The 23,931-nt window shown below is 63.1% G+C and carries 17 protein-coding genes and 1 tRNA gene; 15 read left to right on the top strand and 3 right to left on the bottom strand.

Going from position 1 to position 23,931, the window contains the following annotated elements; all coding sequences use genetic code 11:
* Positions 1 to 81 precede the first annotated feature (81 nt).
* Positions 82 to 780, top strand: a complete 699-nt coding sequence (locus tag SO156_RS21300) for a histidine phosphatase family protein (protein ID WP_498536145.1) — start codon at positions 82 to 84, stop codon at positions 778 to 780.
* Between the two features lie 72 nt (positions 781 to 852).
* Positions 853 to 1,620: an SDR family NAD(P)-dependent oxidoreductase gene (locus SO156_RS21295; protein ID WP_284262321.1), complete on the top strand. Its 768-nt coding sequence runs from the start codon at positions 853 to 855 to the stop codon at positions 1,618 to 1,620.
* A gap of 168 nt (positions 1,621 to 1,788) precedes the next feature.
* Here the strand turns inward: SO156_RS21295 and SO156_RS21290 are convergent, their stop codons facing one another.
* Complete coding sequence (locus SO156_RS21290) at positions 1,789 to 3,012, bottom strand: serine hydrolase domain-containing protein (RefSeq protein ID WP_498536144.1); 1,224 nt, start codon at positions 3,010 to 3,012, stop codon at positions 1,789 to 1,791.
* 147 nt (positions 3,013 to 3,159) lie between these two features.
* Here SO156_RS21290 and SO156_RS21285 point away from each other — a divergent pair.
* A tRNA-Trp gene (locus tag SO156_RS21285) sits at positions 3,160 to 3,235 on the top strand.
* A gap of 72 nt (positions 3,236 to 3,307) precedes the next feature.
* Here the strand turns inward: SO156_RS21285 and SO156_RS21280 are convergent.
* Positions 3,308 to 3,436 (bottom strand): hypothetical protein, encoded by a 129-nt coding sequence (locus tag SO156_RS21280; RefSeq protein ID WP_458149236.1) that lies wholly within the window; start codon positions 3,434 to 3,436, stop codon positions 3,308 to 3,310.
* Between the two features lie 367 nt (positions 3,437 to 3,803).
* Between SO156_RS21280 and secE the strand changes: the two genes are divergently transcribed.
* The 11 genes from secE to SO156_RS21225 all read left to right on the top strand — a co-directional run bounded on the left by secE (position 3,804) and on the right by SO156_RS21225 (position 21,742).
* On the top strand, positions 3,804 to 3,995 hold the full coding sequence (secE, locus tag SO156_RS21275) for a preprotein translocase subunit SecE (RefSeq protein WP_027520978.1): 192 nt from the start codon (positions 3,804 to 3,806) through the stop codon (positions 3,993 to 3,995).
* The gene (nusG, locus tag SO156_RS21270) at positions 3,995 to 4,552 is read left to right on the top strand and encodes a transcription termination/antitermination protein NusG (RefSeq protein WP_027520977.1); all 558 of its coding nucleotides are present in this window, start codon (positions 3,995 to 3,997) and stop codon (positions 4,550 to 4,552) included. The genes secE and nusG overlap by 1 nt, the downstream gene beginning before the upstream one ends.
* Before the next feature lie 133 nt (positions 4,553 to 4,685).
* The gene (rplK, locus tag SO156_RS21265) at positions 4,686 to 5,114 is read left to right on the top strand and encodes a 50S ribosomal protein L11 (RefSeq protein ID WP_027554142.1); all 429 of its coding nucleotides are present in this window, start codon (positions 4,686 to 4,688) and stop codon (positions 5,112 to 5,114) included.
* 6 nt (positions 5,115 to 5,120) lie between these two features.
* Complete coding sequence (gene rplA, locus SO156_RS21260; RefSeq protein ID WP_458149235.1) at positions 5,121 to 5,813, top strand: 50S ribosomal protein L1; 693 nt, start codon at positions 5,121 to 5,123, stop codon at positions 5,811 to 5,813.
* A gap of 94 nt (positions 5,814 to 5,907) precedes the next feature.
* Positions 5,908 to 6,861, top strand: a complete 954-nt coding sequence (locus SO156_RS21255) for a 2-hydroxyacid dehydrogenase (protein WP_498536143.1) — start codon at positions 5,908 to 5,910, stop codon at positions 6,859 to 6,861.
* 582 nt (positions 6,862 to 7,443) lie between these two features.
* Positions 7,444 to 7,962, top strand: coding sequence for a 50S ribosomal protein L10 (gene rplJ, locus SO156_RS21250; RefSeq protein ID WP_027520974.1), 519 nt, complete (start codon positions 7,444 to 7,446; stop codon positions 7,960 to 7,962).
* Positions 7,963 to 8,016: 54 nt separating this feature from the next.
* Complete coding sequence (gene rplL, locus SO156_RS21245) at positions 8,017 to 8,394, top strand: 50S ribosomal protein L7/L12 (RefSeq protein ID WP_027520973.1); 378 nt, start codon at positions 8,017 to 8,019, stop codon at positions 8,392 to 8,394.
* A gap of 500 nt (positions 8,395 to 8,894) precedes the next feature.
* A complete protein-coding gene (gene rpoB / locus SO156_RS21240) occupies positions 8,895 to 13,013 on the top strand; it encodes a DNA-directed RNA polymerase subunit beta (protein WP_498536142.1) in 4,119 nt (1,372 codons plus the stop codon).
* 129 nt (positions 13,014 to 13,142) lie between these two features.
* Positions 13,143 to 17,339, top strand: a complete 4,197-nt coding sequence (gene rpoC, locus SO156_RS21235; protein ID WP_458149232.1) for a DNA-directed RNA polymerase subunit beta' — start codon at positions 13,143 to 13,145, stop codon at positions 17,337 to 17,339.
* A gap of 191 nt (positions 17,340 to 17,530) precedes the next feature.
* On the top strand, positions 17,531 to 19,591 hold the full coding sequence (locus SO156_RS21230) for an FAD-dependent oxidoreductase (protein ID WP_498536141.1): 2,061 nt from the start codon (positions 17,531 to 17,533) through the stop codon (positions 19,589 to 19,591).
* 126 nt (positions 19,592 to 19,717) lie between these two features.
* Positions 19,718 to 21,742, top strand: a complete 2,025-nt coding sequence (locus SO156_RS21225) for an ABC transporter ATP-binding protein (RefSeq protein ID WP_498536140.1) — start codon at positions 19,718 to 19,720, stop codon at positions 21,740 to 21,742.
* On the opposite strand, the gene SO156_RS21220 is transcribed toward SO156_RS21225, so the two are convergent.
* Entirely contained in the window at positions 21,670 to 22,908 is a 1,239-nt protein-coding gene (locus SO156_RS21220) for an FAD-dependent monooxygenase (RefSeq protein WP_498536139.1), read from the bottom strand. The two genes, SO156_RS21225 and SO156_RS21220, sit on opposite strands and share 73 nt — an antisense overlap.
* Before the next feature lie 642 nt (positions 22,909 to 23,550).
* Between SO156_RS21220 and rpsL the strand changes: the two genes are divergently transcribed.
* The gene (gene rpsL, locus SO156_RS21215) at positions 23,551 to 23,922 is read left to right on the top strand and encodes a 30S ribosomal protein S12 (RefSeq protein WP_007603006.1); all 372 of its coding nucleotides are present in this window, start codon (positions 23,551 to 23,553) and stop codon (positions 23,920 to 23,922) included.
* The last annotated feature ends 9 nt before the right edge of the window (positions 23,923 to 23,931 follow it).

The raw sequence follows: 23,931 nt of genomic DNA, 5'->3' as shown, positions 1-23,931 counted from the left end.
GAATTTGAAACATGCAAGTGTCTTGAGACACGTTCGCTACTCACGTACAGCGACATCGAACGGGATGAAAGGGTTTCGACGATGTCCGATTCCAGCAAGCCCACGGTGGTCACGACGCGGTGGTGGTGGGTCCGTCATGCGCCAGTGCGCAATGACGGCGGCAATATCTACGGCCAGCAGGATCTCGCCTGCGACACCAGCGATCTCGAAGTGTTCGAGGCAGTCGCAAAGATCCTCCCGCGCAATGCGGTCTGGTACTCGAGCAATCTGATGCGCACGCACCAGACGGCGGAAGCAATCTGGGCGGCCGGCTTTCCGAAGCCAGCCAGCATGACGTGGGAAGCGGATTTCGCCGAGCAGAATCTCGGCGAGTGGCAGGGGATGAATCGTGCTGCCTTCGTCGCGAGCCGCCCCGCAGGCAGCAGCTGGTTCGCCGACATCAACGAGCCCGCGCCAGGCGGCGAAAGCTTCATGGACCTCTACAATCGCACCTGCCGCACCATCGAACGGATCAATCGCGAACAGGCGGGGCAGGACGTGATTGCGGTTACGCATGGTGGCACGATCAAGGCGGCGCTGGGGCTCGCGCTCGGCGACGAGCCTGAGAAGGGGCTCTCCTTCGATATCGATAATGTCTCGGTGACGCGGCTCGATTATTTCGCAACAGCCGAGCGCGCCGTCTGGCGTCTGCCGATGGTGAACCAGCAGCCGTGGATCGCGGACGACAGGCATAACGCGATGCATCAACCCGCAGGGCCGGAAGTCAAGAAGCTCGCTTGAGCCGTTGCCGCTCAGCACGGTGGCGGCTCAAGCTTGCGATCACATCAACGTCGTTAGATCTGGGAGAGAAACATGACCTTGTTCGACATGAAGGGAAAAGTCGCCGTCATCACGGGATCGACGCGCGGCATCGGGCTTGCGATCGCGGAGCGCATGGCTGAGCACGGCGCCAAGGTCGTGATCTCCTCACGCAAGGCCGACGTCTGCGAGGAGGTGGCGAAGGGGATCAACGACAGGTTCGGCAAGGGGACCGCGGTCGCGATCGCCGCCAACATCTCCTCGAAGGAAAACTTGCAAAACCTCGTCGACGAGAGCAACCGCGCCTTCGGCAAGATCGACGTGCTGGTTTGCAACGCCGCCTCGAACCCGTACTACGGTCCGCTCGCCGGCATCTCGGACGATCAGTTCCGAAAGATCCTCGACAACAACATCGTCGCCAACAACTGGCTGATATCGATGGTGGTGCCGCAGATGATCGAGCGCAAGGATGGTTCGGTGATCATCGTTTCCTCGATCGGCGGCCTCAAAGGCTCGACCATTCTCGGCGCTTACGCGATCTCCAAGGCGGCCGACATGCAGCTCGCGCGAAACCTCGCCTGCGAATACGGCAAGCACAACATCCGCGTGAACTGCATCGCGCCCGGACTGATCAAGACCGACTTCGCGAAGGCGCTGTGGGACAACCCGGAGAACCTGAAGGCCTCGACCTCGCGCTCACCTCTCCTGCGCATCGGCATCCCCGACGAGATCGCCGGCGCGGCTGTGTTCCTGGGATCGAAGGCCGGCGACTTCATGACTGGTCAGACCATGGTCATCGACGGCGGCGCGACGATCAGTTGAGGCGTTAGTCAGCAGGCGTTTGCCTCACACTCAACTGTCATCGCCCGACTTGATCGGGCGATCCAGTATCCCAGAGGCGGCAATCGCGTAAACCAACTGCCGCCGCGGAGTACTGGATGCCCCGGTCAAGCCGGGGCGTGACACGGAGGATGTTGCGGCAGCCTCGCCTCAATCCACCGCCGCGTACACCAGATTCCGCACCAGGGTCCGCGTGTACTCGCGCTGTCCCGGGCCCTGGCTCATGAACACTGTGAACAAATCCTCCTTCGGGTCGATCCAGAAGAAGGTGCCGGCAATGCCGCTCCAGAAGAACTGGCCGACGCTGCCAGGGAAGGGCGCAATGCCGGGTTCGGTTCGGACGGCGAAGCCGAGGCCGAAGCCATGGCCCGGTGCGAGCAGCGTGCCGTTGACCTTCACGCCCGCGCCAAGGTGATCGGAGGCCATCAGCTCCAGCGTCTTGCGACCGATGATGCGCACACCATCAAGCGCGCCGCCGTTGCGCAGCATCAGCGCGAAGCGGGCGTAGTCCAAGGTGGTCGAGACCAGACCGCCGCCTCCGGACTGCATCACCGGAGCTTCCAGCATGTTGAAGAGGGCGATCTTGTCGCCGGTCCAGGGATCGGCGGGGAAGGGCTTGGCGAGGCGGGCGGCGTTGGCCTCGCTGGTCGAGAAACCGGTCTCGGTCATCTGAAGGGGGCCGAGGACGCGCTCGCTCAGGAAGGCGCCGAGTGACTTGCCGCTGATCACCTCGATGATGCGGCCAAGAATGTCGGTCGAACGACTGTAGTTGAATTCCGCGCCGGGCTGGCAGACGAGCGGGAAGCTTGCGACGAGGCCGGCGTGCTCGGCGTTCGTGATCTTGCGGCTGCGGACGCGGGACTCCTGGTAGAGCTTGTGCACGGGGCTGTCGCCCTGGTGCTCGTAGGTGATGCCGGAGGTGTGGCGGAGCAGGTCCTGCACCGTGATCGGACGGTGGGTCGGAACCAGCTCGAGCTTGCCACCGCTGACGATGCCGACCTGCGGGTTGGCGAATTCAGGGATGTACTTGGCGACGGGGTCACTGAGCAGGACATGGCCGTCCTCGACCAGCGTCATGATGCCGACCGAGACGATCGGCTTCGTCATCGAGAAGATGCGGAAGATCGAATCCTGCGCCATCGGCGCCGTGTCCGCAGGACTCTGCCGGCCCAGCGCCTCGAACCAGCCGACCTGGCCGCGGCGAGCCACCAGCACGGTCACGCCGGGAATGGTTCCCTTATCGATCTCGCGCTTGAAGGCATCCGACATCGCCTGGAGGCGGGGGCGCGACAGACGCAGCGTTTCGGGCCTGGCCTCGGGCAAAAGAGGGGTTCGCGCGGCGATTTTCGACGTCAGGGCGGTCTGGGCGCTCATAGTCATTCCCGGGTTGTTGTTCTTGTTCAGGATGAACTGTGGCCCGGAAGTCGCGGTGCGAACAAGCGCCTCGCTTGCGCTTCTCCCTTGCAAACCGGCCGCCCCCTGTGCTTGAAAGCGGCCTGACCCGTGGCGACGCAGGTCCGTAGGAGTGTAGCTCAATTGGTAGAGCACCGGTCTCCAAAACCGGGGGTCGCAGGTTCGAGCCCTGCCACTCCTGCCAGCTAGCCACCGACCCAATCATCAAAAAGACGGACCAGACCCAGGCGGGATCAGGGTGAGGCTCAGGTTTTGGCTACAGCCCGACAGCATAGGCGGTCGGAGCCGCAAGGACGAGCAGGACGCTTCCGGCGATCGGGGCAGCAACGATAGTAATGGCTGTGGTGGCAATCAGGGCGGTCAAAGCGGCAATGGGCTTCAGCATGGTCATCTCCCAAAAGGGGGCATGCCCCGCCTTGTTGTCCGTCCTTGCAATTGGCAGGTTCGAAGCCCCGTCGGAGCTTCATCCTGGCCCGATAAGCCCTTGATCCTGATCGGCTCTCGCACCGCTTCCCGGGAATAGGGCCTGACGGGACCGGCTGCCCGCACCTTGACCTTTGCCCCCATCCGCAGTAGATACCCGCCACCTGCAGCCGGCCCGTTAGACGCGGATTTCCGGCGCGGCCTTGAAATCCCCGAACAATCGAGCCCGGTTTCCGGCTCACCTTCAAGCGAAGAGGGTTGGGCAGACGGCGGCTGTTCGGATCCCTTTAAATCTTTTCTCGTCTCACGACGGACGTTGGACATCAACGATGGCAGTCAGCCCATTCAAGTTCTTGCAGGAAGTGCGCTCGGAGACCGCGAAGGTCACCTGGCCGACCCGTCGCGAGACGACGATCACCACGATCATGGTGTTCGTCATGGTTGCCCTGGCGTCGATCTTCTTCTTCGCCGCCGACCAGATCATCCGTTACCTCGTCACCCTTCTTTTGGGCATTCACTGATGGCAACAGCCGCAGCAACTCAATCGTCCGACAAGCGCTGGTACATCGTTCACGCGTACTCGAACTTCGAGAAGAAGGTCGCCGAATCGATCCGTGAGCAGGCCAAGCAGCGCAACCTCGAGGAACTCTTCGAGCAGGTGCTGGTGCCGACCGAGAAGGTCACGGAAGTGCGCCGCGGCCGCAAGATCGACGCCGAGCGCAAGTTCTTCCCGGGCTACGTGCTGGTGAAGATGAAGCTGACCGACGAGGCGTTCCATCTGATCAAGAACACGCCGAAGGTCACGGGCTTCCTTGGCGCGGAAAACAAGCCGATGCCGATCTCGGAAGCCGAGGCGATGCGCATCCTGCACCAGGTGCAGGAGGGCGTGGAGCGGCCGAAGGCGTCGGTGTCGTTCGAAATCGGCGAGAACGTGCGCGTGGCCGATGGCCCGTTCGCCTCGTTCTCCGGTGTGGTCGAGGAAATCGACGAGGCGCGCTCGCGCGTGAAGGTCGCGGTGTCGATCTTTGGCCGCGCAACGCCGGTCGAACTGGAATTCGGTCAGGTCGAGAAGGTCTGACCGAACTACGCGCGTAGCCTATGGCTTCGCGTGAAATAGGCCGTGGGAGGAGAGGGGCGGTCGCCAGCCGAGCCTGATCCCGACCACGAACCTGAAACCGCTGGCCTTCGGACCGGCACAACAGGAGTGATACATGGCAAAGAAAGTGACCGGATACCTGAAGCTTCAGGTCCCGGCCGGCGCGGCGAATCCCTCGCCCCCGATCGGTCCCGCGCTTGGTCAGCGCGGTCTCAACATCATGGAGTTCTGCAAGGCGTTCAACGCCCAGACCCAGAAGGAAGAGAAGAACACCCCGATCCCGGTGATCATCACCATTTATGCGGACCGTTCCTTCACCTTCGAGATGAAGACGCCGCCGATGTCCTTCTTCCTGAAGCAGGCTGCCAAGATCCAGTCCGGCTCGAAGGCGCCGGGCCGTGACAAGGCCGGCAAGGTGACCAAGGCGCAGGTGCGCGAGATCGCCGAGAAGAAGATGAAGGACCTGAATTGCGACACCATTGAATCGGCCATGAAGATGGTCGAGGGCTCTGCCCGTTCGATGGGTCTGGAAGTTGCGGGGTAACGGGCCATGGCAATCGGAAAGCGTTTGAAGAAGGCCCGCGAGGGCGTTGATCGCGAGAAGCTTTACCCGCTCGCGGAAGCCATCAAGATGGTCAGGGAGCGTGCCAAGTCGAAGTTCGACGAGACCATCGAGATCGCTATCAATCTCGGCGTCGATCCTCGTCACGCCGACCAGATGGTCCGTGGCGTCGTGAACCTGCCGAACGGCACCGGCCGCACCCTGCGCGTCGGCGTGTTCGCGCGCGGCGCCAAGGCGGACGAAGCCAAGGCCGCTGGTGCCGATGTCGTCGGCGCCGAGGACCTGGTCGAGAAGGTGCAGAACGGCACTATCGACTTCGACCGTTGTATTGCGACCCCCGACATGATGCCGCTGGTCGGCCGCCTCGGTAAAGTGCTCGGTCCGCGCGGTCTGATGCCGAATCCGAAGATCGGCACCGTGACCATGGACGTCACCGGTGCCGTGAAGGGTGCCAAGGGCGGCTCGGTCGAGTTTCGGGTCGAGAAGGCCGGCATCGTGCAGGCTGGCGTCGGCAAGGCCTCGTTCTCCGAGGAGAAGCTGGTCGAGAACGTCAAGGCACTCGCGGACGCGGTTTCCAAGGCAAAGCCGGCCGGCTCCAAGGGCACCTACATCCAGCGCGTCGCTGTGTCCTCAACCATGGGCCCGGGCGTGAAGGTCGAGCCGGGCACGATCCTCGGCTAAGGCCATAGATCATAGAGATGCGAGCAGGGGCGGAATTGGGCAACCGATTCCGCCCCTTCCATTTGTGTGGCGTCGTTCACGGGAAACAATAACAATGGCTGACAAGGTCCTGATCTATTCGCGCTTCCCAAAGACGATGATGGCGCGCTTTGCCGAGCGGTTCGAATTGCTCGACACTGCCGGCAAGCCGGCACAGGAGGTGTTTTCAAGCGATGCATTGGGGAGCATCCGCGCGCTGCTTACGGCCGGTGGCACGCCGCTTGGCGCGGGCGTGATGGATCTCTTTCCGGAGCTGGGTGCAATCGTCTGCTACGGCACCGGCTATGACGGCGTCGACTTGAAGGCTGCCGCTGCACGCAACATCGAGGTCGGCCACAGCCCCGGCGCCAATGCATCCTCGGTCGCCGATATCGCGATGACCTTGATGCTCGCCGCCAGCCGCCGGATCCTGGCTGCGGATCGATACGTCCGCAGTGGCGATTGGGCCGCGTCAAAACCTTCGCCGATGATGCGGCCGCAGGCCGGCATGCCCGGCCGCCGCATCGGCGTCTACGGCATGGGCGAGATCGGCCGCAAGATCGCCGCGCGCTGCGCAGCCTTCGAGAGCGAGGTCGGCTATTTCAGCCGCACCCGCCGTGACGTGCCCTATCAATATTTCTCCTCGCTCGAGGCCCTCGCCGACTGGTGCAACGTGCTCATGATCGCGGTCCGCGCCGGTGCTGAGACGCATCACGCCGTCAACGCCGACGTCCTCGAGCGGCTGGGCGAGGGCGGCTATGTCGTCAACATCGCCCGCGGCTCGGTGATCGACGAGAAGGCGCTCGTGGCGGCGCTGATCGACAAGACCATCGCCGGCGCCGGCCTCGACGTCTATGCGAAGGAGCCGCATGCGCCCGATGCGCTGACGGCGCTCCCCAACGTGGTGCTTGCCCCGCATATCGGCGGCCATACCCTGGAATCGCACGTCGCGATGCAGGACTGCGTGCTGGCGAACCTGACCGCGTTCTTTGAAGGGCGGCCGCTGCCTTACGCGGTGAAAACGGCCTGAAACAACCCTTTCGCCGCCGCGTCAGGGTTCTCGGGCAATCGATTGGAACTGGTGCGAATTTTGCTCTTGGCAAGGCCGTCAAGAGCGGTTAAAGAACCGCCTCCGGACGTGCTGGCCGTAGCTGGCGCGTCCGTGCACGCATTCCGAAAACCCGACACGGTAGGAGATCATTCCTTCTCAGGACGTCCGCAAGGATTTGCCCGAAAAGGAAGGGGACCTCATCAAGTTGGTGGAATGTGGGCAGAGGTCAACCGGCATGCCGGCTGGCCTTGTCCTGTCCAAGACTGCAGGCGCCCGCGGAAAATCTTGATTTCCCAACGGCTTAATCGCATGGCCTGCATAGACGGGTGAAGACCGGATTTCACTTCGCAGCCACCTCTTGGGCGGCTCGGAATGGGTTTGGTTCGGACCTCGACACCCCGTGGGCCCCTCAAGGGTTCCGGGAGGGCAGGCTTTGAATTGTCGTCTTGCCCGGCGTGTCCGAAGGGTTTTGGCCCAGAGGTTCAGGTTTGGGTGGGACGATGGGTGCAACCCGGCGGTCCCGCCTTTCGCGCGACGACCGCCAACCGGAGAGAGCTTGCTGTGGAACGAGCGGCAAAAAAGGAAGCGGTCGAACAGCTCAATGAGGTCTTCAAGACCACGAGCGTCGCGGTCGTTGCTCAATATTCCGGCCTCACCGTCGCCCAGATGCAGAAGCTGCGCATGCAGATGAAGCAGGCGGGTGCCTCGGTGAAGGTCTCGAAGAACCGTCTCGCCAAAATTGCTCTTGAAGGCACTGACGTCGTTGCCATCGGCCCCATGCTGAAGGGGCCGACCGTGATCGCGACTTCGAACGATCCGGTAGCGGCGCCGAAGGTCGCCATCGACTTCGCCAAGGCGAACGAAAAGTTCGTCATCATCGGCGGCTCGATGGGCAAGACCGTCCTGAATGTCGACGGCGTGAAGGCGCTTGCCTCGCTGCCGTCGCTTGACGAACTGCGCGGCAAGATCGTCGGCCTCATCGTGGCTCCGGCGACCAAGCTCGCCCAGCTCGCGAACGCGCCGGCGGGCAAGCTCGCACGCGTCATTCAGGCTCATGCCTCAAAGGGCGAAGCGGCCTGACGCCCTTCGCAAAACTCAAACCCGAACCAGACTTACACTTAAGGAAACAGAACAATGGCTGACTTGCAGAAGATCGTTGACGACCTCTCGAGCCTCACCGTGCTCGAAGCCGCTGAACTCGCCAAGCTCCTCGAAGAGAAGTGGGGCGTGTCCGCCGCTGCCGCCGTCGCGGTGGCCGGCCCGGCTGCCGGTGGCGCTGCCGCCGCTCCGGCTGAAGAGAAGACCGAGTTCACGGTCGTTCTCGCTGCCTCCGGCGACAAGAAGATCGAGGTCATCAAGGAAGTCCGCGCCATCACCGGCCTGGGCCTGAAGGAGGCGAAGGACCTCGTCGAGGGCGCGCCGAAGCCGGTCAAGGAAGGCGTGAACAAGGAAGAAGCCGACAAGATCAAGGCCCAGCTCGAGAAGGCTGGCGCGAAGGTCGAGCTCAAGTAACTGCAGGTTACTTGAGCGAGATCCCGGGCGAGCGAAGCGAGGCCCGGGATCCAGCCCTCCGAGGTGGGTGGCCGACACTGGCCTGGGCAGGCGCTCTGATGCAAAAGGCGTGCGACGGGACATCTCGACGCAGGCCGAACACGAAAAAGTGTGGGGATTTGAGGGCTTACCCCTCGAATCTCCACTATTGTCGCCCCATATCGGGTCGACAGCACGAAAGCACGGTGGCGTGGAAAGGCGAGTTTCCCGCAAGCCGTTGGGAGAGCAGGCTATTTCGGGCTTTTGCAGTCCGTGAAGACAATCGTTGTGACGGGCGGGTGCGCGTTTGCGCCCCGCGCGTCGTTTTGCGTTTTGAAGATCTGAAGAACAGTTCAGGACTTTGGCGGTCCGAGGCTGGGTTTCCGATCCTCAAAACGGGTTCGAAAAATTCAACCCGGGGAGCGGTGGCAGCCGTGTCCCGGAAGGCGCGCCCAGAGCGGGCGCCGAAATGAGAGGCCACGATGGCGCAGCAGACATTCACCGGTCGCAAACGCGTTCGCAAGTTTTTCGGACACATCAAGGAAGTTGCCGAGATGCCGAACCTCATCGAGGTTCAGAAGGCATCCTATGACCAGTTCCTGATGGTCGACGAACCCACGGGCGGGCGGCCGGATGAGGGCTTGCAGGCGGTGTTCCGGTCGGTGTTCCCGATCTCGGACTTCTCCGGTACCTCGATGCTGGAATTCGTCCGCTACGAGTTCGAGCCGCCGAAGTACGACGTCGACGAGTGCCGCCAGCGCGGCATGACCTTCGCCGCCCCCCTCAAGGTGACGCTGCGCCTCATCGTGTTCGATATCGACGAGGAAACCGGCGCGAAGTCGGTCAAGGACATCAAGGAGCAGGATGTCTACATGGGCGACATCCCGCTCATGACGATGAACGGCACCTTCATCGTCAACGGCACCGAGCGCGTCATCGTCTCCCAGATGCACCGTTCGCCCGGCGTGTTCTTCGACCACGACAAGGGCAAGACCCACTCCTCGGGCAAGCTGCTGTTCGCCGCCCGCGTGATCCCGTATCGCGGCTCCTGGCTCGACATCGAGTTCGACGCCAAGGACATCGTCTATGCGCGTATCGACCGTCGCCGCAAGATTCCGGTGACGTCGCTGATGTTCGCGCTCGGGCTCGACGGCGAGGAGATCCTCAACACCTTCTACAAGCGCATTCTCTACAAGCGGACCAAGGAAGGCTGGCGCGTTCCGTTCGACGCCAACCGTTTCCGCGGCTATTCCACGACCTCGGACCTGATCGACGCCGACACCGGCAAGGTCGTGCTAGAGGCCGGCAAGAAGCTCACCGTGCGTGCCGCCCGCCAGCTCCAGGAGAAGGGGCTGAAGGCGCTGCGTATGGCCGATGAGGAGCTGGTCGGCAACTACGTCGCCGAGGACCTCGTCAATCCGAAGACCGGCGAGATCCATGCGGAGGCCGGTGAGGAAATCACCGACAAGCTGATGAAGGCCCTCAACGAGCACGGCTATAAGGAGCTGCCGCTGCTCGATATCGACCACGTCAATGTCGGCGCCTACATCCGCAACACGCTCTCGGCCGATAAGAACATGACGCGCGAGGACGCGCTGTTCGACATCTACCGCGTGATGCGTCCGGGCGAGCCGCCGACGCTGGAATCGGCGCAGGCCATGTTCCAGTCGCTGTTCTTCGACGCCGAGCGTTACGACCTCTCGGCCGTCGGCCGCGTCAAGATGAACATGCGCCTCGACCTCGATGCGCCCGACACCCAGCGCACGCTGCGCAAGGAAGACATTCTCTCCGTCATCAAGACGCTGGTGGACCTGCGCGACGGCAAGGGCGAGATCGACGACATCGACCACCTCGGCAACCGCCGTGTGCGCTCGGTCGGCGAGCTCATGGAGAACCAGTACCGCATCGGTCTGCTGCGCATGGAGCGCGCGATCAAGGAGCGCATGTCGTCGGTCGACATCGACACGGTCATGCCGCAGGACCTGATCAACGCCAAGCCGGCGGCTGCCGCCGTGCGCGAGTTCTTCGGTTCCTCGCAGCTCTCGCAGTTCATGGACCAGACCAACCCGCTGTCGGAGATCACCCACAAGCGCCGCCTCTCGGCGCTTGGACCGGGCGGTCTGACTCGCGAGCGCGCCGGCTTCGAGGTGCGCGACGTGCATCCGACGCATTACGGCCGCATCTGCCCGATCGAGACGCCGGAAGGTCCGAACATCGGCCTGATCAACTCGCTCGCGACCTTCGCGCGCGTCAACAAGTACGGCTTCGTCGAGACGCCCTATCGCAAGGTGAAGGACGGCCGCGTCACCGACGAGGTCGTGTACCTCTCGGCGATGGAGGAAGGCCGCTACACCGTCGCGCAGGCCAACGTGCCGCTCGACGCCAAGGGCCGCTTCACCGAGGACCTCGTGGTCTGCCGCCACGCCGGCGAAGTTCTGCCGGTGACGCCGGACAAGGTCGACTACATGGACGTGTCGCCGAAGCAGCTCGTTTCGGTCGCCGCGGCCCTGATCCCGTTCCTCGAGAACGACGACGCCAACCGCGCGCTGATGGGCTCGAACATGCAGCGCCAGGCGGTGCCGCTGGTTCGTGCCGAGGCGCCGTTCGTCGGCACCGGCATGGAAGGCGTGGTTGCGCGTGACTCGGGTGCCGCGATCGCGGCGCGCCGCTCGGGCGTGATCGACCAGATCGACGCGACCCGCGTCGTCATCCGCGCGACGGAAGATCTCGATCCGACCAAGTCGGGCGTCGATATCTACCGTCTGATGAAGTACCAGCGCTCCAACCAGTCGACCTGCATCAACCAGCGTCCGCTGGTGAAGGTCGGCGACACCGTCAAGAAGGGCGACATCATCGCCGACGGTCCGTCGACCGATCTCGGCGAGCTCGCTCTGGGACGCAACGTGCTGGTCGCGTTCATGCCGTGGAACGGCTACAACTTCGAAGACTCGATCCTGCTCTCGGAGCGGATCGTGAAGGACGACGTCTTCACCTCGATCCACATCGAGGAGTTCGAGGTGATGGCGCGCGACACCAAGCTCGGTCCTGAGGAAATCACCCGCGACATTCCGAACGTCTCGGAAGAAGCGCTGAAGAACCTCGACGAAGCCGGTATCGTGTACATCGGTGCGGAAGTGCGCGCCGGCGACATCCTGGTCGGCAAGATCACGCCGAAGGGCGAGAGCCCGATGACGCCGGAAGAAAAGCTCCTGCGCGCCATCTTCGGCGAGAAGGCCTCCGACGTCCGCGATACCTCGCTTCGCGTGCCCCCGGGCGTGCAGGGCACGATCGTGGAAGTGCGCGTGTTCAACCGCCACGGCGTCGACAAGGACGAGCGTGCGCTGGCGATCGAGCGGGAAGAGATCGAGCGTCTCGCCAAGGACCGTGACGACGAGCAGGCGATCCTCGACCGCAACGTCTACAGCCGTCTGGCCGACCTTCTCGAAGGGCGGCAGGGCATCGCAGGCCCCAAGGGCTTCAAGAAGGACACCAAGATCACCCGTGCGGTGCTCGAGGAGTATCCGAAGTCGCAGTGGTGGCTGTTTGCTTCGCCCAACGACAAGCTGATGGCCGAGATCGAGGCCATGCGGAAGCAGTACGACGAGTCGAAGAAGGGGCTTGAACAGCGCTTCCTCGACAAGGTCGAGAAGCTGCAGCGCGGCGACGAGCTGCCGCCTGGTGTGATGAAGATGGTCAAGGTCTTCGTCGCGGTGAAGCGCAAGATCCAGCCGGGCGACAAGATGGCCGGCCGCCACGGCAACAAGGGCGTGGTGTCGAAGATCGTGCCGATCGAGGACATGCCGTTCCTCGAGGACGGTACTCATGCCGACATCGTGCTCAATCCGCTCGGCGTGCCCTCGCGCATGAACGTCGGGCAGATCCTCGAGACGCATCTCGGCTGGGCTTGCGCCGGCCTCGGCAAGCGCATCGGCCAGACGGTCGATGCCTATCTGTCGAAGCAGGACATGAAGCCGCTGAAGGAGACGCTGAAGAAGATCTACGGCGAGGACGAGACGATCAAGACGCTCAACGACAATGAGCTGATCGAACTCGGCCGCAACCTGAGCCACGGCGTGCCGATCGCGACGCCGGTGTTCGACGGCGCCAAGGAAGCCGACATCGAGGAGATGCTGAAGCTCGCCGGTCTGGACGCTTCGGGCCAGTCGACCGTCTATGACGGGCGTACCGGTGATCCCTTCGATCGCAAGGTGACGGTGGGCTACATCTACATGCTGAAGCTGCACCACCTCGTCGACGACAAGATCCACGCGCGTTCGATCGGTCCGTACTCGCTCGTCACCCAGCAGCCGCTGGGCGGCAAGGCGCAGTTCGGTGGCCAGCGTTTCGGCGAAATGGAGGTGTGGGCGCTCGAAGCTTACGGCGCGGCCTACACGCTCCAGGAAATGCTGACCGTGAAGTCGGACGACGTCGCCGGCCGTACCAAGGTGTACGAGGCGATCGTGCGCGGCGACGACACGTTCGAGGCCGGTATTCCGGAGTCCTTCAACGTCCTGGTCAAGGAAATGCGCTCGCTCGGCCTCAACGTCGACCTGCACAATTCCAAGATGGGACCGGCGCCGACCTCCGAGGCGGCCGAGTAACGCGACTTTGTCATGCCCGGCCGAAAAGGCCGGGCATCGGCGCCTTGTCCCGCGCGGTGAGGCAGGGCGCTCCGCGAGTAAGATTTTCGAATTTGCTGCCGGCCTCGATCGGCACGCGAGGAGAAGACGATGAACCAAGAGATTATGAATCTTTTTAACCCGACGACGCCGGCTCAGGTCTTCGACCAGATCCGGATCTCGATCGCGTCTCCAGAGAAGATTCTGTCCTGGTCCTACGGCGAGATCAAGAAGCCGGAGACCATCAACTACCGGACCTTCAAGCCCGAGCGCGACGGCCTGTTCTGCGCGCGCATCTTTGGGCCGATCAAGGATTACGAGTGCTTGTGCGGCAAGTACAAGCGCATGAAGTACAAGGGCATCATCTGCGAGAAGTGCTCGGTCGAGGTCACGCTGTCGCGCGTCCGGCGCGAGCGCATGGGCCATATCGAGCTCGCTGCGCCCGTCGCCCACATCTGGTTCCTGAAGTCGCTGCCCTCGCGCATCGGCCTCCTGCTCGACATGACGCTGAAGGATCTCGAGCGGATCCTCTATTTCGAATATTACGTCGTGCTGGAGCCCGGCCTCACCGCCCTGAAGGACCGTCAGCTCCTGTCGGAAGACGAGTATCTGAAGGCGCAGGACGAGTACGGCCAGGATTCCTTCACCGCCATGATCGGCGCCGAGGCGATCCGCGAGCTGCTCAAGGGCATGGACCTCGAGAAGCTCGAGGTGACGCTGCGTGCCGAGATGCAGGAGACCGACTCCGACATCAAGCACAAGAAGCTCGCCAAGCGCCTGAAGATCGTTGAGGCGTTCCGCCACTCCGGCAACAAGCCGGAATGGATGATCCTCACCGTCGTTCCGGTGATTCCACCGGACCTGCGTCCGCTGGTGCCGCTCGATGGCGGCCGTTTCGCGACCTCGGACCTCAACGACCTCTACCGCCGCGTCATCAACCGCAACAACCGCTTGAAGCGGCTGATGGAGCTGCGCGCGCCTGACATCATCATCCGCAACGAGAAGCGCATGCTTCAGGAGGCCGTCGACGCGCTGTTCGACAACGGCCGCCGCGGCCGCGTCATCACGGGCGCCAACAAGCGCCCGCTGAAGTCGCTCGCCGACATGCTCAAGGGCAAGCAGGGCCGCTTCCGTCAGAACCTGCTCGGCAAGCGCGTCGACTACTCGGGTCGTTCGGTGATCGTGGTCGGTCCCGAGCTGCGCCTGCATCAGTGCGGCCTGCCGAAGAAGATGGCGCTCGAGCTGTTCAAGCCGTTCATCTATTCGCGGCTTGATGCCAAGGGGCTGTCCACCACCGTCAAGCAGGCGAAGAAGCTGGTCGAGAAGGAGCGGCCCGAGGTCTGGGACATCCTGGACGAGGTGATCCGCGAGCATCCAGTGCTGCTCAACCGCGCGCCGACGCTGCACCGCCTCGGCATCCAGGCGTTCGAGCCCGTGCTGATCGAGGGCAAGGCGATCCAGCTCCACCCGTTGGTCTGCGCCGCGTTCAACGCCGACTTCGACGGCGACCAGATGGCCGTGCACGTTCCGCTGTCGCTGGAAGCGCAGCTCGAAGCGCGCGTCCTGATGATGTCGACCAATAACATTCTGCATCCGGCGAACGGCCAGCCGATCATCGTGCCGTCGCAGGACATCGTGCTCGGTCTCTATTACCTCTCGATCCTGCGCGAAGGCATGCCCGGCGAGGGCAAGGTGTTCGGCGAGATGGCCGAGCTCGAGCACGCGCTGCATTCGAAGGTCATCCACCTCCACACCAAGATCAAGTACCGGTGGGAAGGCGTCGGCGAGGATGGCAAGCCCGCCCGCCGCTGGATCGAGACCACGCCCGGCCGCATCATGCTCGGCAACGTGCTGCCGAAGAGCTCGAAGATCTCGTACGACATCATCAACAAGCTGATGACCAAGCGCGAGATCTCCGGCGTCATCGACCAGGTCTACCGCCACTGCGGCCAGAAGGAGACGGTGATCTTCTGCGACCGCATCATGGCGCTCGGCTTCTACAACGCGTTCAAGGCCGGCATCTCGTTCGGCAAGGACGACATGGTCGTGCCGCACGGCAAGTGGAAGATCGTCGATACCACCCGTACGCTGGCGAAGGATTTCGAGCAGCAGTACAATGACGGTCTGATCACCCACGGCGAGAAGTACAACAAGGTCGTCGACGCCTGGTCGAAGGCGACGGAAGAAATCGCCAAGGCGATGATGAAGGAGATCTCCGCCACCAAGAAGACGGCGAGCGGAGCCGACGCCGACATCAACTCGATCTACATGATGGCCCATTCCGGCGCGCGTGGTTCGCCCGCCCAGATGCGCCAGCTCGCCGGCATGCGCGGCCTGATGGCCAAGCCGTCGGGTGAGATCATCGAGACGCCGATCATCTCGAACTTCAAGGAAGGCCTCTCGGTGCTCGAGTACTTCAACTCGACCCACGGCGCCCGCAAGGGCCTCGCGGACACTGCGTTGAAGACCGCGAACTCCGGCTACCTGACCCGTCGTCTGGTCGACGTCGCGCAGGACTGCATCATCACGCAGGACGACTGCGGCACCAAGCTCGGCATCAAGATGCGCGCCATCGTCGATGCCGGCACCGTGGTGGCTTCGCTCGGCTCGCGCATCCTGGGCCGCGTGGCCTGCGAAGACGTGCGTGACGGCTCGGGCAAGGTGATCATCAAGCGCGGTACGCTAATGGAAGAGAGCCATCTGGATGCCATCCACCAGGGTGGTGTGCAGGAGGTGAAGATCCGCTCGGCGCTGACCTGCGAACTCGTCAACGGCATCTGCGGCAAGTGCTACGGCCGCGACCTCGCCCGCGGCACGCCGGTCAACCACGGCGAAGCGGTCGGCGTCATCGCGGCGCAGTCGATCGGCGAGCCGGGCACCCAGCTCACCATGCGCACCTTCCACATCGGTGGTGCGGCTCAGCTCAACGAGCAGTCGTTCGTCGAATCCAACTTCGACGGCAAGATCGTGATCAGGAACAAGGCCATCGCCCGCAACAGCGAAGGTCACCTGATCGCAATGGTCCGCAACATGGTGGTGGCGATCGTCGATGCCGACGGCACCGAGCGTGCAACGCACCGTATTCAGTACGGCTCGCGCCTGCACGTCGATGAAGGCGACAACGTCAAGCGCGGCCAGCGCATCGTCGAGTGGGATCCCTATACCCGTCCGCTTCTCACCGAGGTGGAAGGCACCATCGGCTTCGAGGATCTGGTCGAAGGGCAGTCGATCTCGGAAACGCTGGACGAGGCCACCGGTATCGCCAAGCGTGTGGTCATTGACTGGCGCTCGACTCGCGGCGGCGCGGACCTGCGTCCGGCCATCGTGATCAAGGGCAAGGACGGCAAGGTGCTCAAGCTCGCCCGTGGCGGCGATGCCCGCTACATGCTGTCGGTCGACGCCATTCTCTCGGTCGATATCGGAGCCAAGGTCGCGCCGGGCGACATCCTCGCCCGTGTCTCGACCGAAAGCGCCAAGACGCGTGACATCACCGGCGGTCTGCCGCGGGTGGCGGAACTGTTCGAGGCACGGCGTCCGAAGGATGCGGCGATCATCGCCGAGATCGCGGGCACCATCCGCTTCGGCCGCGACTACAAGAACAAGCGTCGCATCTCGATCGAGCCGATGGACAAGACCGACGAGCCGCGCGAGTACCTGATCCCGAAGGGCAAGCACATTCACCTTCAGGACGGCGACGTCGTCGAAAAGGGCGACTTCATCGTGGAAGGCAACCCGGCGCCGCACGACATCCTGGCGGTCAAGGGCATCGAGGAACTCGCGGCCTATCTGGTCAACGAGATCCAGGAGGTCTACCGGCTCCAGGGCGTGCTCATCAACGACAAGCACATCGAGGTGATTGTCCGTCAGATGCTCCAGAAGGTGGAAATCACCGACCAGGGCGAGACCGACATGATCTCCGGCGAGCAGGTCGACAAGATCGAGTTCGACGCGCTCAACGAGAAGGCCAAGGAAGAGGGCAAGAAGCCCGCCACGGGAACGCCGGTTCTGCTCGGCATCACCAAGGCGAGCCTCCAGACCCGCTCGTTCTTCTCGGCGGCCTCGTTCCAGGAGACCACCCGCGTCCTCACGGAGGCGGCGGTCAACGGCAAGGTCGATCCGCTCGAGGGCCTTAAGGAGAACGTCATCGTCGGCCGGCTGATCCCGGCGGGCACCGGCGCTTCCATGGCCAAGATCCGCGAGGTCGCCATGAAGCGCGACAAGCTGATCCTCGACGAGCGCGAGAAGCAGACCTCGGTCGTCTCGCCGGCGCCGGAAGCGGAGCCGGTGGCACTGCCGCCTGCGGAATGATGGTTCATCCGTACGATTACTGAGGACAATGAAAAGGCCGGCTTTTGCCGGCCTTTTTGCTGCTTTGTTTCCTTGCTGCGGTGCAGGGACGACGTTTGTTCATCTTTCCTTCAGCCAAAAAAGCGCTTCTGTTAAGAGAGCTTAGACCGGTGGTCCCGACACGGGGGGCGGCCGGAGACCACGGACCTGACATGCTTGACCTCGCAATCGTAGGCGGCGGCCCCGGCGGGCTGATGAGCGCCTGGTATCTGAAGCGCAAACTCGGCGACCTCTGCCGCATCACCATCTACGAGGCGTCCGACCGGCTCGGCGGCAAGATCGTCACGCGCAAATTCGATTCGGCGCCTGCGATGTACGAGGCGGGCGTTGCCGAGATCTACGATTACTCGATGACCGGCCCGGATCCCCTGCGGGAGTTGATCCAGCATTTCGGGCTTCAGACCATTCCGATGGACGCCGAGCAGGTCCAATTCGGCGGCGAGCTCCTGAACGACGTGCCCGGCATTCGCCGCAAGTACGGCGCCAAGACCGCTGCTGCCATCGAAGCGTTCCGAAAGCGCTGCTCCGATCTGATGTCGCCGATCGAATATTACGAAGGCGTCGGTGCGCACGACAACGAGCATCCCTGGGCCTACAAGACCGCCGAGCAGGTTCTCGACGAGGAGGTCGATGACGCGACCGCCAAGCGATTCTTCAAGGTGATGGCGCGCTCCGACATCGCGACCGAGAGCCACAACACCAACGGGCTCAACGCGCTCAAGAACTATCTGATGGATGTCGACGGCTATATCGGCCTCTATTCCATTCAGAACGGCAACGAGCAGCTCGTCGAGTGCCTCCAGTCGGAGGTCAACGCCGACATCCAGCTCAATCACCGTGTCCTCGCCGTCGGCAAGGCGCCGACGGGGCGCTACCAGCTCAAGATGATGAACGGCAAGGGACCGGAGACGCGCGACTTCGACCTCGTGCTGGTCTGCCTGCCGCATTCCTGGCTCGCCACGCTCGGCTGGGAAGGCGAGCAGCTCCGCAAGTCGATGGTCAAGCACGTCTCCTATTTCGACCGTCCGGCGCACTACCTGCGTGTGTCGATCCTGTTCGACACCCCGTTCTGGGGCGACAAGATCCCCGGCGCCTGGTTCATGTCGGAAGCCTTCGGCGGCTGCTGCGTCTACAACGAGGGCGCCCGCCACGACGTCGGCAAGCACGGCGTGCTGAACTGGCTCATTCCGGGCTCCGATGCTTTGGCCTTCGCCAATCTCACCGACCAGGAGCTGATCGACGCCGCGCTGAAATCGCTGCCGGCCGCGCTCGGCGATGCGCGTGCCCATTTCATGGAAGGCAAGATCCACCGCTGGCTGTCTTCGGTGAACGCGTTGCCGGGCGGCTTGCCCATACGCGACGTCATGACCAATCATCGGCCGGAGCCGAAGGAGCATCCCGGTATCGTCGTGGTCGGCGACTATCTGTTCGATTCGACGCTGAACGGTCTGCTCGATTCCTCTGACGCTGCGACCGACATCATCGTCACCGAGATGATGCGCCTGCGCCGCGCGCGCAGCCAGAGCGAGACGCCGCTGTCCGACAAGATCGACCGCAATTATTTCGACAATTACCGCGGCCAGGGTCCCTATGGCGAAGTGTGGCGCCAGTTCACCGATCCCGACTATCTGACGAAGCTCATCGGCATCGTCTGGGGCAAGGTGAAGGGCGCCAAGCTGCTGGTGGCGGGCTCTGCCAGCGGCGAGCTCGTCGGCGCGCTGCGCGAGCGCGGGATCGACGCCTTCGGCATTGAGAACAACCGTGCCATCCATGCCAGGACGCCGAAGGCGCTCAGGAAATACAACAAGCTCGGATCGATCGTGGACATGCCGTTCAAGGACGGCGCGTTCGATTTCGTATTCGAGACGAGCCTCTGCCACGTCTCCGAGAAGCAGGTCGTCCGCGCAATCAGGGAGTTGAACCGCGTGGTCAAGACGGGCCTCGTGTTCGGGTCGATCACCTCCGACATGGCGCCTGGCCTGATCGACCGCTATGACCTCCTGCGCGGGGTCAAGAAGCTCGGCACCTGGTGGGAATGGTCGGAATTGTTCTTCGGCAACGGGTTCGACCTGTCGATGCACCGCAACGACTGCACCGATGCGCTGTGGGCTGCGACGCTTGGCGCCAACAAGGGGCCGGGGCAGTGGTATGCCGACGCCGACAGCTTGCGCTATTCCTTCTTCGACAAGGTCAAAGACGAGGACGACGAATAGCTGCCTCGCGAATTCGCCAATTGTTTTGCCGAATTGATCCTGATCGCATAGAATCGGTGCAATAGCGGTTCTCCGCTGTTTCCCTGATTTTTGCGGTCATGCCGGCCGTCAGCATCGGTTGGTTTCATGGCATCCAGGCCTCTCTCGCCCGACAAACAGAAGCTCGCCGCGGAAGAAGCGGCAGAGCTCGAGGACAAGCTCGCCTCCGCCCGCAAGCCGGACCTTGCCGCCGAAGACGACGAGGAGGAGGATGACGAGGACGATCTTCCTGAGCTCGACGATGACGATGAGGACGAGGACCTCGTTGTCTTCACGGCGCGCGAAGCCGCCGGCGCGCTTGCAACCATCTGGGGCTTCGTCAAGCCCTACCTCTCCAACTACAAGCGGATCCTGGCCTTCGTGTCGTTCGGCGTCCTGATCGAGACGCTGTTCAACGTCATCATGCCGCTCAGCCTGAAATTCCTGATCGACGACGCGCTCGGCGAGGAGGATTTCCAGGCACTTTACAAGATCCTCGGCGTGCTCGCGGTCGCCGGCATCTTCACCTCTATCGTCGCAGTCTGGTACGAGCGCTGGGACGCGCGGCTGGCAGCCTGCATCATCTCCGACGTGCGCAAGCGGCTGTTCGAGCACGTGCAGGATCTGCCGGCCGCCTATTTCGGCCGTACCAAGCGCGGCGAGATCCTGTCGCGCTTCTCGGTCGATCTCTCGGCCTTCGAAGGCTCGGTCAAGACATTCGTCAACAGCGCTGCACTGCCGTTCATGGAGCTGATCGCCGGCATCATCCTGTTGCTGTTCCTGAACTGGCAGCTCGCCGTGGTTGCGCTCCTGGTATTTCCGATCACGCTGATCGGGCCGCGCATCATCACCCCGAAGGCGGTGCAGGCGAATTACGAGCAGAAGCTCAACGAAAGCGGGCTGCTCGGCATGGTGCAGGAGAACGTGGCGGCGCAGGCCGTGATCAAGGCGTTCAGCCTGCAACGCAAGATGTTCGGCTTCTTCGCCTTCCGCAACGACGAGACCCGCAACCGGATCGCGTCGGCCGCGTTCCTGTCGACCATGGTGGAGCGGACGGTCACGATCTCGGTCCTGCTCCTGCACCTCGTGGTGCTCGCGATCGGCGCGTATCTTGCGACCAAGGGGCAGATCACCATCGGCACCTTCGTCACCTTCGAGAGCGCGTTCTGGGAGGTGTCCTACAACATCGCCCATGTGATGCACTTCATCCCCGTGTCGATCTCCTCGGCCGCCGCCGTGCGCCATATCCAGGAGCTGCTGGACGAGCCGACGCGAGGCGCCGATCGCCCCGGCGCGCCTGACCTGCCGCGTATCACCAACGACATCACCTTCGACCATGTCACCTTCCAGTACGACGGCAGCCAGACGCCGGTTCTGGACAACCTCAGCCTCAAGCTCAAGGTCGGCAAGCGCATCGCGATCGTCGGCCCCAGCGGATCGGGCAAGAGCACGCTGCTCAATCTGATCTTGCGCCTGTATGTGCCCGACGAAGGGCGCGTCACCATCGACGGTGTCGATGTGCGGAAGGTGACGCTGGATTCGCTGCGCCGGAGCATGGCGGTGGTGTTCCAGGAGAACATGCTGTTCAACATGTCGATCCGCGAGAACATCCGGCTCGGCAAGGAGGGCGCCAGCGACGAGGAGGTGGAGGAGGCCGCGAAGAAGGCCGAGATCCACCGCTACATCATGAGCCTGCCGCAGAAATACGACACGCCGGTCGGCGAGCGCGGCGATACGCTGTCGGGCGGCCAGCGCCAGCGCCTCGCGATCGCGCGCGCGATCATCCGCAATCCGTCGGTGCTGCTGCTCGACGAGGCGACCTCGGCGCTCGACCAGACGACTGAGGCTGCGATCAATCGCACGTTGCTGAAGGTCGCCAAGGGCCGCACCATGATCTGGTCGACCCACCGCCTGACCTCTGTCGTCGAGATGGACGAGATCATCGTGATTTCAGGTGGCCGCGCTATCGAGCGCGGCTCGCATGCCGAGCTGCTCGCCAAGAACGGCACCTATCGCAAGCTGTGGGACGATCAGATCCACCAGCCGCATGGCGGCGCGGCTCAGGTCGATGACGACGACAGCGATGATGATGATGAGGAGGACGACGACGAGGAGGATGGCGACGAGGAGTGACCGAGGAAGTTCGGCTCGACGTGGACCAGTCGCGCCACCCGCCGGACTGCACCTTGGGCAGACCAGGCCACGAAGCGCGCCCAGCGCTGCGCGGCCCAGTAGGGGCTCGTTGCGAGCGACACTTCACGGAAGTCGAATGCCTTGGCCGCCGACCAGGCATCGCAGGCCCGCTTGATCGGGTCGTCGTAAAAGGCCGCGATCTTGTCCTCGTTCATGCCCTCGGTCGCAAGCCAGGCCGGGATGTGCACTTCGCAGAGTCGTTCGACGTCGGTGAACACCTTGTCGGTGCCGGTGCCGGCGACGGGGCAGGAGGTCGCGAAGGCATCGCCAACCAGCACGATGCCGGCCTGGCGGCAGGCCCGGTGCACATAAAGATCAACGGGACGAATCTTCATCTCGCTCGCGATGTCGAAGACGCCGGTGATGCGCGACAGGCGCGGCAGGGCGGCGTTCAAAGTCGCGACCGGTGCCTGCCGCAGATCGCGCAGCCAGGGATCGTCGAAGGCGCGGTAGACGAACAGGTTTGCACGCATCCGCGTGCCGATCGGAAACAGTGTGATGTAGGGGATGCAGTCGCTTGGCCGCTCGGAGAAATACGTCATCGCAGGAAAATCGAACGCGGTGCGTCCGACCGGCACGACGTCGAATCCGACCGATATCGAATGGCAGGCGCTGACGATCTCGCGTTCGATGCCAAGCTGGTGGCGCAGGCCGACGTTCAATCCGTTGGCGAGCACGACGAGGCGGGCGGAGACGACCTCGTCATTGGAGAGCGTGATCTTCTGCCGGTCGGGGCTCGTCGCGATCGACAGCGCCTTGGCGCAGACCCGCTCGACCGTGTCGGGGATTTCCGCGCGGATCGCGTTGACGAAGGATTCGTAGCGGAAGCCAAACTGCTGGCTCGGCGCCTTGTCGAGCAGGTGGCCGAATCGCGCGATCCAGTTCTCACCGCAGAACGTCGCGTGGCGCAGCACTGATTCTGCGATTCCGGTCCGCCAGAAGCGCTCGAACTGAGCGTCACCGTTGATTTTCTCGACCCGGAAGTCCGGCGGATACTCGGTGTGGGGGTCGATGAGGACGGCCCGGACGCCGGCGCGACCCAGCATTGCGGCGGCGGCGGAGCCGGCCATACCCCCGCCGATGATCGCAATGTCGGTATACCGCATAGGTATTTCTCCGTCCGGCGCGGCACCGTGCCGCACGAACAGGAAAGAAAACCTTAGCGCACGCCATAAAAGTATATTTTGCCCGGATATAAATAGGGTTTGGGGCTGGCAGAATGGGGGGTGGGAACCTACATCAGCGAGGCGGCGAGGGCGCCGACCGAGCTAATTCTTAAAGCGCGAGAAGCCCTTTGCTTGCTGTGGTTTCGCCTTGACTCAGGTGATTCCCACTTATAGAAAGCGCGTCACTTAACGACAGGCGGTGAGCATCGCCAACGTCGGAACGGGCCACCCGCCTGATCCTTTTGGGATCGCAAAGCGGGCACCAACCTCGACGAATGCCGCTCAAACGCTGTCGATCATAGCTAGGCAATGCCAGTGCGATTTTAGTTCTCTAGAGCTCGTTCTCTTGAGATCAAACTCGGATGCATGACCTCGGTACGCGGCCGTCGGCTTTATGCTGATTGGCTCTAAGACTGCGGTCCTCTGTGGCGTCGAAGCGCTTTCCGCTCGTTGATGGAGCGGTTGGCGCAATTTCGCTTTGCGCGGATTGTTCCGCGTCAAGCGGCCCCATCGGGCGGGTAGTCCGGAAGAAGAATTTGCGGGCCCGAAAGGGACCGCGGCAGAAAAAGGGTGAAGGCCAGGATGCCGACGATCAACCAGCTGATCGCACAACCGCGTGAAGTGCAGAAGTCGCGCAAGAAGGTGCCGGCGCTGCAGCAGTCGCCGCAGAAGCGCGGCGTGTGCACGCGCGTCTACACCACGACGCCGAAGAAGCCGAACTCGGCGCTTCGTAAGGTCGCCAAGGTGCGTCTGACCAATGGCTTCGAGGTGATCGGCTACATCCCCGGTGAGGGCCATAACCTCCAGGAGCACTCGGTGGTCATGATCCGCGGCGGTCGCGTCAAGGACTTGCCCGGCGTGCGCTACCACATCCTCCGCGGCGTGCTGGATACCCAGGGCGTCAAGAACCGTAAGCAGCGTCGTTCGAAGTACGGCGCAAAGCGTCCGAAGTAAGCGGGAACC

The sequence above is a fragment of the Bradyrhizobium sp. UFLA05-125 genome (assembly GCF_059803515.1).
Note: the sequence above shows the minus strand (reverse complement) of the source record. Positions and strands in the feature narration are given on the sequence as shown.